The organism is Arthrobacter sp. zg-Y916 (assembly GCF_020907385.1).
GTDB classification, from domain to species: Bacteria; Actinomycetota; Actinomycetes; order Actinomycetales; family Micrococcaceae; genus Arthrobacter_B; species Arthrobacter_B caoxuetaonis.
Map to the genome: position 1 here is coordinate 205,398 of NZ_JAJJOD010000001.1, position 12,369 is coordinate 217,766.

Here is a 12,369-nt window from a genome sequence, read left to right on the forward strand (position 1 = left end):
GGCTAGCGGGACAGCTCCGCGTTCTCCGGTGCGGGACTGTCCGCCTTGCCCTTGGGCTCGGTAAACACGATGTACCGGTAGGCGAAGTAACGGAAAACGTTGCCGAGGAGGACGCCGACGACGTTGCCGGAAATATTGTCGGCGAACTGGCTGGTGAAGCCGAGCAGATAGTGGGAGACGAACAGGCAGCCGGTGGCGATACCAAGGCCCACGAGGTTCGTCAGCGCAAACAGGATGGTTTCTGAACGCACGCTCCGGCCCCGCGTCCGGCGGAACGTGAGGTAGCGGCTGCCCAGCCACGAGATAGTGGTGGCGACCACCACGGAGACAATTTTGGCTGAAATGGGATTGTCATCGAGGACCGTGGCCACGAGCAGGTTGAAGAGTCCGATGTCCACGAGGAAGGCAATGGTGCCCACAAGGGAGAAGGAGCCAAGCCTTCGGAATACCCTCCGGGCTGTAGAAATGCCGTCCATTCAGCTACCAGTTCTCTCCAGCGAACGCCGCAAGCGGGTCCCTACCTCACGATTCAGTCCGTGGCAGGACTCGGGACCGCTGCCAAGGGGCCCTTTGTTGATGTTTTCACATGCACTCGGAGGCCACAAAATCACGCGCCGGCAGCCGGAGGTGCGGGAAGACGCACCGTGAAAACTGTTCCCTGGCCCGCAGCGCTCCGAAGCGTGATGGTGCCGCGGTGCGCCTCCACAATGTTCTTGCTGATGACCAGGCCAAGCCCGATGCCGGGAATGGCGGCCTTGCGGCTCGTCCCCGAGCGGAAGAACTTGGTAAAGACCTCAGACTGCTCGGCAGTGTTCATCCCGATGCCGGTATCCGAAACTTGGAACGAAACGCTCCCGCTCGAAGCCCACGCGCTCACCGTGACGCGGCCGCCGTCGGGCGAATATTTCACGGCGTTGGAGAGGAGGTTGTCGATGACCTGGCCGATTCGCTGCGGATCCAGGACAACGGGCATGCTGGACGGGAAGTCGGCAATGAGCTTGACCTTGTTGATTTCGGCCCTGGGGGCCGCGGAGGTCATGGCGCCGCGCAGGAGCTCGGCCAGGTCGGCAGGACGCTGTTCAATGCTGCTGGGTCCCGCCGCGGCCGAAAGCAGGTCAGAGACCAGTTCTAGCAGCTTTTCCGAATTGCGCAGCGCGACCCTCAGGGATGACGCGACGTGTGCCGGAATCTCCGCTTCGTCTTCCAGTGCCAGATCGAGGTAGCCCATGATCGAGGTGAGCGGCGTACGCAGCTCGTGCGAGACGTTGGCCACGAAGTCTTCTTTGGCCGCGACGGCGTTGACCAGTCCGGTGACGTCGCTGAAGGCGAGGACGGAGCCGCAGAATCCGCCTTGGCGCTGCACGGAACGAGCCGTAACACTGAACGCACGCTGCTGGTCCCCGGCGCCAAACCACACCAGCTGGTCGGAAAAGGACTGGCCCGCCACTGCTCGCCGGACGGGACGCTGTTCCGGCGGCAGCGGGGTGACGCGGTCCGGCCCGAAGATGAGCAGTTCGCACTCATTGGCTTCGGTGAGGCCCGGCGGCAGGGCGCGGCGGTGGATGAAGCGCTGCCGGGAATTGGTGAGGACCACGAAGCCGTCCTCATCGACAACGGAGACGCCAACCTCCACCGTGTCCAGCACCGTTTGCAGCAGCGACTCCTTGCGCCGGCTCTCGGCCAGGCTCTCCTGGAGGACGCGGTCCTTTTCGCGCAGCGCCTGCTGCTTTTCCTGCACGTCTGCTTCTGCGCTGGCCCGGGCCGCCTCGGCCTTTTCCGCAGTATGAAGGGCTCCGACAAGCTCGCGTTCGTAGAGGCGGCGCTCATGGGCGTTGAAGACCACAATGCGGTCGAGGGCCGGACGGGATCCCTCAGCGGGCTTGCGGGCAGCCGAGAGCAGGGCAGGCAGGCGGGCTCCGTCCGCGTTGATGAAATCCACGGCAAGTTCGGCCAGCGAATGGCCGACGCCGAGCTGCGGCAGCGCATGCGTGGAATACACGATCCGGTCCCCAACAGGGAGCAGGGCCAGCAGGCTGGTTCCGAGCAGCTCGCTGCGGGAGCGGCCGATCCACCGGGCGAATGTGTCGTTGGCCTCGACGATCGTCCCGTCCTCGAGGGTCACGAGGTAGCCCGACGGCGAGTGGTGGAACAGCTCCCGATAGTCCAGGTCCACCGCGGGTGCGCTCAACGCGGGGCCTTGGAAGGGGGTGGTCACGCTGCTGGAACCGGGAAAAGAGGGCGCGGAGACAGGTAGGCCAGAATGGCCTCGGCGGTCTCGTCCGGCGCGCTTACATGGGGCAGATGGCCGGTCGCTTTCAGCTGGACCAACGTGCTCGCCGGCATCCTTTCCCGGGTATAGGCGCCGATGTGCGGAGGTGCCAGCAGGTCATTGGAGCACTGCAGGATCAGGGTGGGAACCTGCACCTCAGCCAGCTGGTCACGGACATCGGAACGGAAGGAGACCCGGGCGAACCCCCGGGCAACAGCCGGATCGAGGCGGCAGAAGCTGCCTTCGAGTTCGCTGTGCAGTTCGGGGCTGTCCGGGTTGCCCATGATCATCGGCGCCATGGCCGCTGCCCACACAATGTAGTTCGAATCGAGGGAGACAAGCAGTTCGTCGATATCCGCCTCGGAAAAGCCTCCCGTATACCCGTCGCCGGGGCGGTCCATGTAGCTGGGCGAGGAAGCCACGAGGACGAGCCGGGAAAAGCGCGAAGGCTCGGAGGCTGCTGCTGCCACCGCCATCATCGCGCCGACGCTGTGCCCCACGAAGGTCACGTCCTGCAGGTCGAGAACGTCGCAGATTTCGAGCAGGTCGCTGACATATCCGTCCAAGGTGGCGTACTTGGCCGGGTCATAGGCGTTCAGGTCCGAGCCGCCGGAACCCACGTGGTCGAACACCACTACCCGGAACTGGTCCGTGAAGTACGGAATCATCCGGTGCCACATGCCCTGGTCGCATCCGAAACCGTGGGCAAACATCACCACCGGACCCGCTGCGTTGCCAAGAATCTGGACATTATTGCGCGTCGAAACGTCAGTCGTCATGAGGGCGGCGGCCTTTGTACTGGAGCAGCGTGTGGGGAAGTGGTGCAAAAGTGAACTGTACCGGCATCACGTCCGCCCGACAGGCAAACCAGCGGCTGCGACACGCAGGAAAACCAAGCCGCCTGAGTATCCGGTTGGCTAGCCGGCCGCAAACCGAAGTTCTGCCGCTCCGCCGTTGAACTGCGTTGTCCCGATCAGGCGCATCCGCCCGGTGGGAGCCGCGACCGGCAGCAGGGGCCGGCCCCGTCCCAGCGCAACAGGCATATAGGTGATCCAGAGCTCGTCCAGCAGTCCGGCGTCGGCAAACTGTGCGGCGACATTTCCTCCGCCCACCACCCATACGTTCCCTCCGCCGGCCAGGGCCGTGGCCAGCTCCAGGACGGGCTGAATGTTGCCCTGAACGAAGCTGACGCCGGTTTCAGCGGGCGCAACAAGCTCCCGGTGCGTCAGGACAAGGCACGGAAGCCTCCCGTAGTCCCAGGCGTCCGGCTGCTCGGCGCGGATCCAGTCATAGGTTTCGGATCCCATGACGATCGCCCCAACGCCGGCCATGAAGCGGTCGTAGTGGTCCTGGAACGATTCGAAGCCGAATCCCAGCAGCCAGTCGAGCTGGTTGTCTTCGGTGGCAATGTAGCCATCCAGTGATGACGCCACGTAATAGATGACTTTTGCCATGGATCGAGCATAGGTTCCGGGCAGCCCGGGCGTTAGGATGCACCCGTCCAGACTGGCGCGATGTGGCAAATGGGGCAGAGTTTGCCGGGCACTGCTGTAAATAGATGCATATGCATGTAGCCTTGGCGCAGGCGGCCGAAGGGAATGGACATCATGAGCAACGTCGAGAGTGCACCGGCAGAGGTGGAATGTGCGGCTCGTCCCGCAGGGCCCGGCGTCGAAATCCATGTTCCCCGGGATGTGCCGCTGGGCGGCCCCCGCGCCATGCCCGTGCGCCGCACACTGCCGCAGCGCAGCCGGAGCCTGATCGGCGCCTGGTGCTTCGTGGATCATTATGGGCCGGACGACGTCGCACGAACCGGCGGGATGGTGGTGCCGCCGCACCCGCACACAGGCCTGCAGACAGTCAGCTGGCTGTTCACCGGGGAAATCGAACACCGTGACAGCGCCGGAGCGCACGCCATGGTCCGCCCCGGGGAAGTCAACCTGATGACTGCCGGACGCGGGATTGCGCACTCCGAAGTCTCCACGCCGGCCACTGGGGTCCTGCACGGCGTCCAGCTCTGGATTGCCCTTCCGGACCGGGCCCGCGGAACGGAACCGCGGTTTGAACACTATGCCCCGGAGCCTGTGACCGGCCCCGGCTGGCAGCTGCGCGTCTTCGTGGGGGACCTGGCCGGATCGTCCTCCCCGGTGCGCATGCATTCGCCCATCGTCGGTGCCGAGCTGCTGCTGGAACCCGGAACCACACTGGAACTCGAGGCCGATCCGCGCTTCGAATACGGGGTACTGGCAGACGGGACGGATCTGGAGTTCCAGGGCACCGCCGTCGCGCCCGGTGAGCTGGCGTACCGTGCCCCGGGAGCTGCGGCGCTGCGGATCACGGCCCCGCCGGGCAGTCCGGTGCGTGCTGTCCTGATCGGCGGGGAGCCGCTGGGCGAGACCATCGTCATGTGGTGGAACTTCATTGGCCGCAGCCATGAGGAAATCGTGCAGTACCGCCGCGATTGGCAGCAGCACATCGGTGCCGAGGCGCATCCCGGCGCTGAACCGGCCACCCGGTTCTCCGTGGTTCCCAACGATCCCCTGCCCCCGCTTCCCGCGCCGGTCCTGCCCGGCGTCCGGCTCCGCCCGCGCAGCTAACCGAGTCCGCGCAGCTAACCGAAAGGCACTCCATGCATCTCCAGGACAATCCCGCGCAGCAGCGCTACGAAATCATCGACGACGACGGCGGTGTGGTTGCCGGGTTCGCGGCCTACCGGAACCGGGAGGGCCGCCGGGTCTTTACCCACACCGAGGTGTCCGAGGCCTACGCGGGGTTGGGGCTGGCGGGCGAACTCGCGCGCTACGCGATCGAGCACGTACGCGATGCCGGCCTGCGGATTATTCCGCTGTGCCCCTTTATTGCGAAATGGCTCAAGCGGCATCCTGAATACGAGGAGATCGTGGACTGGCCCCAGGCTGCGGCGGATGCGGAACGTGCGGATGCGGAACGTGCGGAGGCGGGTACGGCATGAGCGGTACAAAGGTATTCATCGACAAGCAGCACCGCGCGGTCTATTCGGCGCTCGCCTCCACCGCGGCTGCCGTACGGGCCGCGGCAGCGGAAGCCGGGCTCGGCCGGATCGTGATGGAACTCGTCAACCTCCGCGTCTCCCAGCTCAACGGCTGCGCCTATTGCCTGGACCTGCATACCCGCCAGGCACTGGAAGAAGGTGAGACTCCGCAGCGCCTCGCCGTCCTGCCCGCCTGGCGGGACACCGCGGTTTTCGACGACACAGAACGTGCCGCCCTGGGACTGGCTGAAGCGCTGACGCACCTGCCCGACGGGGAGCAGCGCGGGGAAATCTTCGAGAAGTACCAGGCCCTGCTGAGCCCCGAGCAGTTTTCGGTCCTGAGCTGGGCAATCGTCACGATGAACGCCTTCAACCGGGTTTCCATCATCAGCGGACACCCGGTCAAGCCCCGCTGAGCCGGCAGATGCCGGCGCAGCGGGACTGTTCCCCAGCTGGCCGCTAGAACGGGTAGCTGGCGATTTCCGGGCGCATGGTCAGCCACTGCGTCTCGGTAAAGGCCTCGATGTTCGCAGCTGCGCCGCCGAAGCGGGAACCGGTACCGGAAGCGCCCATTCCTCCGAACGGTGAGTTGGCCTCGTCGGAGACGGTCTGCTCGTTGATGTGGACCTTGCCGGATACCACCCGGTCGGCGACCTCCATCGCCATTCCCACGTCACCCAGCACGCCTACGGAAAGACCGTACTCTGAGGCATTGGCCAGCTCGATGGCTTCGTCGATGGTGGAGAAACCCATCACCGGAGCCACCGGTCCGAAGATCTCCTCCGTCCAGGCGGGGTTGTCCGGAGTCACGCCGGTCAGCACAGTGGGCTGGTAGAAGAGGTTCTCGTAGGTTCCGCCGGCAGTAACCTCGGCGCCGGCGTCCTTCGCAGCCCGGACCAAGCGGTCGATGTTGTCCCGCTGCCGCTCGTCGATGATCGGGCCCAGGGCCACCTGCCCGGTGCACGGATCCCCGATGGGAAGGGCCTTGGCCTTGGCGCTGAGCCGCTCAACGTACTCTTCGAGCAGCGATTCGTGGACCAGATGGCGTCCGGTGGTCATGCAGATCTGGCCCTGGTGCATGAAGGAACCGAAGGCTCCGGCCGACGCCGCCAAGTCCAGGTCCGCGCCCGGGAGGACGATCAGGGCGTTGTTCCCGCCGAGTTCCAGGTGCGCACGCTTGAGCAGCCGCCCGGCCGTTTCACCGACCTTGCGGCCGGCCGCCGTCGAGCCGGTGAAGGAGACAATCCGCACTTCGGGTGCCTCAACCAGTGCCTGGCCGACGTCGGCACCGCCAGGGAGGAGCTGCAGCAGGCCTGCCGGCAGGCCGGCTTCTTCAAATACCCGCATGATCGAGACGCCGCCGGAGATGCTCGTGCGGGGGTCGGGTTTCAGCAGCACGGCGTTGCCCAGGGCCAGAGCCGGGGCCACGGACCGGATGGAGAGGATCAGCGGAAAGTTGAACGGGGAAATGACCGAGACGACGCCGGCTGCCCGGCGCCGGGCGAAGGACCAGCGCTCTTCGTTGCTGGTCAGGACGTCTCCGGCAGGGTGCGCCGGAAGGGCAGCGGCTTCGTAGCATTCGTTCGCGGCGATGTGGGTTTCCAGTCCGGCCTTGGCGGCGATGGCACCCGTTTCGCGGATGATCCAGCCCTGGATTTCCTCGGCGTGGTCTTCGAAAAGCAACCCCGCCCGCCGGAGCACGGCAGCGCGTTCTTCCGGCTTTTTCTTTGCCCATTCCTGCTGGGCGGCAGCTGCCCGGGAAGCCGCACTGAGCGCGTCGGCACGGTTGGCGGCGCCCACCGACCCGAGGACGTTGCCGGTGGCGGGTTCGATGGCATCAAGGACGCCTGCGGACCCGGCGGTCCAGGAATCGGTGTAGATCTTGCCGTGCCAGATGGAAGTGGCGAGGAGGGTCATTGCTGCTCCTAAATTCGGAAGGGGAAGGGGTCAAAACGATGGATGCTGGAGGCCAACCGGATGCGGAGGGCCTGTACTCTTTGTCCGGTGCCTGTTCGGGGTCGGGGCTTAGGCTGTGGTTCCTGTGCTTTGCGGGGCCTCGCTGGTTTCAGCAGACGGTGTAGCCGGTGCTGCCGGAGCAGGGCGTACGGCCCGGGTTTTACGGCGCTGCACCAGTGTGGCGGCAGAGACGGCGATGAGCAGGGCGACACCGTTGAAGACGTTGGTAACCCAGGTTTTGGCACCGAGAATCACGAGGCCGTTGGCACCGACTGCCAGCAGGTACACGCCCGCCACGGTTCCCCACACGTTGAAGTAGCCCGCCCGGATGGCAGTGGCTCCGAGGAAGGCAGCCGCGTAGGCCGGCAGCAGGAACTCCGGTCCGAGGTCCGGTGTCGCGTTGCCGGCGCGGGAAGCCTGCAGCGTTCCGGCGAGTCCGCCGAGCAGGCCGGCGCCAATGAAAGCGGCAGCCAGGTAGCGCTTGGTGCGTACGCCGGAGAGTTCGGCGGCGTCACGGCCCATGCCGGTCGCCCGCAGGTACCGCCCAAACGGAGTGCGTTCCAGGATGAACCAGAGCGCCAGTGCCGCGGCCAGGAAATAGAAGATGACAACCTGCAGGCCGCCCGGAAGCCGGATACCGGTCAGCGCGGAGAACGCGTCGGAGGAGTGGGTGATGAGCGTGGAATTGGTCAGCAGCAGGTTCAGGCCGGCGAGGATGGTGGCCATGCCCAGCGTCGCAATGAAGGCATTGACTCCTACGACAATCGTCATGAAGGCATTAATGGCACCGATGAGCATGCCCAGGGCCAGGGTGGCGAGCATGATCAGGGGCAGCGGCAGGCCGTTCCCGGCGAGCACTATGCCGGTAATGGTGCAGATGCCCAGGTTGGCCCCCACGGACAGGTCGAATTCACCGGCTGCCAAGGGCAGGATCACGGCGAGCGCCAGGATGCCGGGCACCGCCTGGTCGGCCAGGATCTGGCGGAAGTTGCCCGACGTTGCGAAGGTATCGGGCATGAGCGCCGAGAATACAACGATCATCAGGACGAGGAAGACCACGATGCCGTAGTTCTTCATCAGGGCGCCGGGGCTGAAGCGGAGGTTCACTGTAGGGGCTCCTTGGAGGAATGTTCGTGGGTAGGAGGAAGGGCGGCCATCACGCCGGGGCGCCTGTCTGGCAGGCCAGGGCGACCGCGTCTTCGGTGATGTCGCTGCCGGAGAGTTCGGCGGCAATGCGCCCGCGGTCCAGGACGACGACGCGGTCGGCCAGGCCGACGAAATCGTCATAGTCGGTGCTTGCGACCAGGACTGCCACCCCTTCGTCGGCAAGTTCCTTCAGGAGCCGGCTGATCTCCTGGCGGGCCAGGGCATCCACGCCCTGGGACGGTTCATCCAGCAGCAGCATCAGCGGAGAGCCGCTGGCGGCTCGCGCGACGACGACCTTCTGCTGGTTTCCGCCGGAGAGGCTGCGGACCGGGGCGGCCAGGGATGCTGTCTTGACCAGGAAGCGCTTGGCAAGGTCCTGCGCTGCGGCCTTCTCGGCGGCACGGTTGATTATCGGTCCGCGGGTATAACTGCCCAGCCGTCCCAGCGTCAGGTTCTCCCCGACGCCCAGGTCCAGGACAACGCCGTCCCGCCGGCGGTTTTGCGGGACGCAGGCGACGCCGGCCGTGATGGCAGCGGCTGCAGAGCCGGGAGCATAGGGCTTGCCCGCCACTGTCATGGTTCCCGCCGACGGCTGCTGCACGCCTGCGAGGAGCCGCACCAGTTCGCTGCGGCCGCAGCCCACGAGGCCGGTAATACCCAGGATTTCCCCGGCACGGACGTCCAGGTCCACTCCGTCCAGCCGCGGTCCGCTCAGGCCACGGGTACGCAGCAGCACGGCGCCTTCGCGTTCTTCCGCCGGACGGATTGCGGGCGCTTCAAGCTCGCGGCCAATGACCAGCGAGACGATCGCTGCGGCGTCGCGCTCGCCCAAAGGCTCCTGGGCAACCAGCCGTCCGTCGCGCAGCACGGCAACGTGGTCCGCGATTCGCCGCACTTCCTCGATCCGGTGGCTCACATAGACGGCGGTTCCGCCATGGCTGCGCAGCATGTCCAGCAGCGCCAGCACCCGGTCAGCCTCGTGGGCGGGCAGCGAAGCCGTAGGTTCGTCCAGGATCAGGATGTTGCGGCGAAGCGCATCGACGTCGGCGCCGCCGGTGCCGGCGTCGTCCCCTGCTTCATTCCCGGAGCGGTGCTGGAAGGCGCGCGCGATGCCGACCATCGTGCGGACGGAGGGGGAAAGATCCCCGACGAGCCGTCCGGGATGCTCGTCAATGCCGAGGAGTTCCAGGGTGGATGCCACATGGGCGTGCTCCCTGCGCAGTTTCACGCGGGACAGGGAGCTGCGGGCAAAGAAGCCGTCGGACAGGGCGAAGTTATCCGCGATCGTCAGGGCATCCACGAGCCCCAGGTCCTGGTGCAGGAAGCGGAGCCCGGCCGCGTGGGCGGCACCGGGTGTAAGCGGCAGCGCCAGGTCCTGGTTCCGGACCGACAGTGATCCGCCCGGGTCAGGCGTGTAGACGCCGGCAAGGATCTTGATCAGCGTCGACTTGCCGGAACCGTTCATGCCCAGCAGCGCCGTGATGGCACCGGCCGGTATGTCCAGGCTGACGTCGTCGAGGGCCAGTTGTCCCGTGAAGGTCTTGCTGATGCCGCGGATGCTCAGGGCAACGGGCTGCTCCATGGATGCTCCTGGAAGTCGGGGAGGGGGTGAATGGGTGCGGCCGGCCCCGGAAAGGGCCGGCCGCGGTGGGTGCCGCGGGATCTATCCCGCGTTCTCCCACATCTTGGTGAAGGATGACTTCCAGTCGGAGTCACCGGTCCACGGGAGTTCGGGCAGCGTGTCTGCCACAACCAGGCGCTTGGGCATCTCGATGATCTGGTGGCCGCTGGCACCGTTGGCGAACAGCTTGTTCATCTCGTGCACGGAGAGGTAGCCGGTGTGTTCCATGGGCTTGATGACGTCGGCAAACTGGCTCTTGCCGTCCTTGATCAGCGCCAGGTTGGCAGAGTTGCCGTCGTAGGAAACCATTTTGATCGTGTCGCCGTTGGCACTGCGTGCCACGGTTGCCTGGCTTGAGACCACAGCAGCTCCGGTGTGGGTCCAGATGTAGTTGATGTTCGGGTTCGCCGTCAGGGTCGCCTGGATCTGCGGCGGCAGGCCCGACTGCAGCTGGGACATCTGGGTCTCGAGGGTTTCAACGATCTCGCAGCCCGGGCAGAGCTCGGGAAGCCACTTGGTGAACGCCTCGGTCCGGGCGGTGATGGAGGGGAAAGCCGGATCCGTGGTGACGAGGATCTTGGCCTCTCCGTTGCTGTCGTTGGCAATGGCGGCGGCCATCATCTTGCCGGAGACGTCTTCGTCCGGGACAACTTCGACGTCGAAGCGGTCATCGGCCGGGGACATGCTGTTGACCAGGAAGATCCCGGCGTCGCGGGCCTGCTGCAGGGCGCCTTCGATCTGGTCGCCGACTGCCGCGGTGAAAATAATGCCGTCAGCGTCGAGCTGGATTGCCTGCTCGACCGCCTGGCGTGCCTTTTCCGGGTTGCCGGCGGGGTCGATCATGCGGGTCTCCCAGCCGAGGGAACCGGCAGCTTCCATAGCTGCATCCGCACCGCGGGCACAGGCCTCGGACGAATAGGTGCAGGGGATCACGACGATGCTCTTCCCCTTGGCGATGGGAGCTGATTCCGTGGGCACCTCTTCTTCGAGGGGCTTCTGGAAGTCGGCGAGCATGGTCTCAAGGGCCGCAGTATCCACTGCAGCGGAACCGGCCGTGGCTTCGGAGGTGGAAGCGGCGTCGCCGGAGCCGCCGCAGGCGGCGAGGGAAAGAGCCAGCGCGGGAACTGCGAGCAGTCCCAGCAGGTGGCGGGAAGAGGTTTTCATGGTGTCGGGAGCCTTTCGGAATGACACTGGGTGTGATGTAGATCCCACTGTGTCCGCGGCTCAGGCTTCGGCTGAAGGCATTGTCCGGATCAGGCAAGCCGATGTCCGGAACCGGCAAGGGCGCCGGCTTCGGCAGGTTTCCCGGTAGCCGGGACCATCCCGGTGTGGCAGCTAGGCTGGCCCGGCATCGGGGGAGGCCGGGGGAAACTGCCGCGCTTCCCGGGGTGTGCAGCCGTACTGGTGGCGGAAAGTGCGGGAGAAGTGCGCGGCGGAGACGAACCCGACCGAAGCCGCCACTTCGGTGATGGATGCGGCGGCGAGGCCGGGAACCGCCAGGAGCTCACGGGCACGGGCCAGCCGGCTTTCCAAAACGTACTTCGCCGGTGTGGTTCCAGCGTCAGTGAAGACCCGGGTCAGGTGCCGTTCGCTGATGCCGACGGCTCGTGCCACCCGTGCCAGCGACAGGTCCGGGCTGCCCAGATTGGCCCGGATGTAGTCGCGTGCGGCGGCCAGATAGGCCAGGGACGGCGCCGCTCCGGGATCGCCCGTGACGAGGGAAAACAGCTCCAGGACATTCGTTTCGAGTTCGGCGGAATCCGCGACCGGGTTCCGGAAGGCACCGAGCACCGCGGTGGCGGTGGCCGCAGCGTGCGTGGCGGCGGGAGAACCTGCGATGTGCAGCACGCGGGGCTTGAAATAGTCTTCGCGGACCTCCAGTTCCCGCAGGACAGCGCGGGGGACCTCCACGATGACCTGCCGCATGTCCGTGGAAAAACCGTACATAAAGGGACGGTTGGCGTCGTAGACAACGGCTTCGCCGGCGGTCAGGGTCTCACACCCGGCATCGTGGTAGAAAAATGCCTTCCCTTCGAGCAGCAGGCAGAGCATTACCGCGTCCACTGGATTCCTGCGGATGTTCTCCGGTGCCCGTTCGATCACATGGTCGTTGCCGCTGATGTGGGTCAGGCGGATCCGGGGCAGCTCGAGGTTCGTCTGGGTGGCCAGCAGGCTCCGCTCGGAGAGCGTGCTGCACCGCAGTCCGAAGAGGGCCTGCTCGTTGTACTCCTCCCAGAGGTCCAGCCGCTGAGCCAGTGGTGCCTGGGCTGTGGAGAAGCGGCTGGTGCGGCAGTCTCCGGCAGGGGCACGGTGAACTGGTCCGCCGTGGGTCAGCGGTGTGGAAACAGGCATGGCCGGCACCTCCAG

The 12,369-nt window shown here is 66.0% G+C and carries 12 protein-coding genes; 3 read left to right on the forward strand and 9 right to left on the reverse strand.

Annotated features, from left to right (window positions below; all coding sequences use genetic code 11):
- Nucleotides 1-2 precede the first annotated feature (2 nt).
- From LOC59_RS01005 to LOC59_RS01020, 4 genes are all read right to left on the reverse strand, one after another.
- The gene (locus LOC59_RS01005; RefSeq protein WP_227895849.1) at nucleotides 3-476 is read right to left on the reverse strand and encodes a GtrA family protein; all 474 of its coding nucleotides are present in this window, start codon (nucleotides 474-476) and stop codon (nucleotides 3-5) included.
- 131 nt (nucleotides 477-607) lie between these two features.
- Nucleotides 608-2,188 carry a sensor histidine kinase gene (locus LOC59_RS01010; protein WP_229970217.1) on the reverse strand — a complete coding sequence of 527 codons (1,581 nt, stop codon included), beginning with the start codon at nucleotides 2,186-2,188 and terminating at the stop codon, nucleotides 608-610.
- A gap of 23 nt (nucleotides 2,189-2,211) precedes the next feature.
- Nucleotides 2,212-3,048 carry an alpha/beta fold hydrolase gene (locus tag LOC59_RS01015; RefSeq protein ID WP_227895847.1) on the reverse strand — a complete coding sequence of 279 codons (837 nt, stop codon included), beginning with the start codon at nucleotides 3,046-3,048 and terminating at the stop codon, nucleotides 2,212-2,214.
- A 138-nt stretch (nucleotides 3,049-3,186) separates the two neighbouring features.
- On the reverse strand, nucleotides 3,187-3,723 hold the full coding sequence (locus tag LOC59_RS01020; protein WP_227895846.1) for a dihydrofolate reductase family protein: 537 nt from the start codon (nucleotides 3,721-3,723) through the stop codon (nucleotides 3,187-3,189).
- Between the two features lie 153 nt (nucleotides 3,724-3,876).
- On the opposite strand from LOC59_RS01020, the gene LOC59_RS01025 reads away from it, so the two are divergent.
- Genes LOC59_RS01025 through LOC59_RS01035 form a run of 3 tightly spaced genes read left to right on the forward strand, consistent with a single transcriptional unit; the run spans nucleotide 3,877 to nucleotide 5,695 of the window.
- The gene (locus tag LOC59_RS01025; protein WP_229970219.1) at nucleotides 3,877-4,866 is read left to right on the forward strand and encodes a pirin family protein; all 990 of its coding nucleotides are present in this window, start codon (nucleotides 3,877-3,879) and stop codon (nucleotides 4,864-4,866) included.
- A 32-nt stretch (nucleotides 4,867-4,898) separates the two neighbouring features.
- On the forward strand, nucleotides 4,899-5,240 hold the full coding sequence (locus LOC59_RS01030) for a GNAT family N-acetyltransferase (RefSeq protein ID WP_229970221.1): 342 nt from the start codon (nucleotides 4,899-4,901) through the stop codon (nucleotides 5,238-5,240).
- Complete coding sequence (locus tag LOC59_RS01035) at nucleotides 5,237-5,695, forward strand: carboxymuconolactone decarboxylase family protein (protein ID WP_227895843.1); 459 nt, start codon at nucleotides 5,237-5,239, stop codon at nucleotides 5,693-5,695. Before LOC59_RS01030 ends, LOC59_RS01035 begins: the two co-directional genes overlap by 4 nt.
- Nucleotides 5,696-5,738: 43 nt before the next feature.
- On the opposite strand, the gene LOC59_RS01040 is transcribed toward LOC59_RS01035, so the two are convergent.
- The 5 genes from LOC59_RS01040 to LOC59_RS01060 all read right to left on the reverse strand — a co-directional run bounded on the left by LOC59_RS01040 (nucleotide 5,739) and on the right by LOC59_RS01060 (nucleotide 12,354).
- Nucleotides 5,739-7,196: a benzaldehyde dehydrogenase gene (locus LOC59_RS01040; protein WP_229970223.1), complete on the reverse strand. Its 1,458-nt coding sequence runs from the start codon at nucleotides 7,194-7,196 to the stop codon at nucleotides 5,739-5,741.
- 108 nt (nucleotides 7,197-7,304) lie between these two features.
- Nucleotides 7,305-8,342: an ABC transporter permease gene (locus LOC59_RS01045; protein WP_229970225.1), complete on the reverse strand. Its 1,038-nt coding sequence runs from the start codon at nucleotides 8,340-8,342 to the stop codon at nucleotides 7,305-7,307.
- 49 nt (nucleotides 8,343-8,391) lie between these two features.
- Nucleotides 8,392-9,963, reverse strand: coding sequence for a sugar ABC transporter ATP-binding protein (locus LOC59_RS01050; RefSeq protein ID WP_227895840.1), 1,572 nt, complete (start codon nucleotides 9,961-9,963; stop codon nucleotides 8,392-8,394).
- A gap of 81 nt (nucleotides 9,964-10,044) precedes the next feature.
- Nucleotides 10,045-11,166, reverse strand: a complete 1,122-nt coding sequence (locus LOC59_RS01055) for a sugar ABC transporter substrate-binding protein (RefSeq protein WP_227895839.1) — start codon at nucleotides 11,164-11,166, stop codon at nucleotides 10,045-10,047.
- Between the two features lie 171 nt (nucleotides 11,167-11,337).
- A complete protein-coding gene (locus LOC59_RS01060) occupies nucleotides 11,338-12,354 on the reverse strand; it encodes an AraC family transcriptional regulator (RefSeq protein WP_227895838.1) in 1,017 nt (338 codons plus the stop codon).
- Nucleotides 12,355-12,369: the final 15 nt, after the last annotated feature.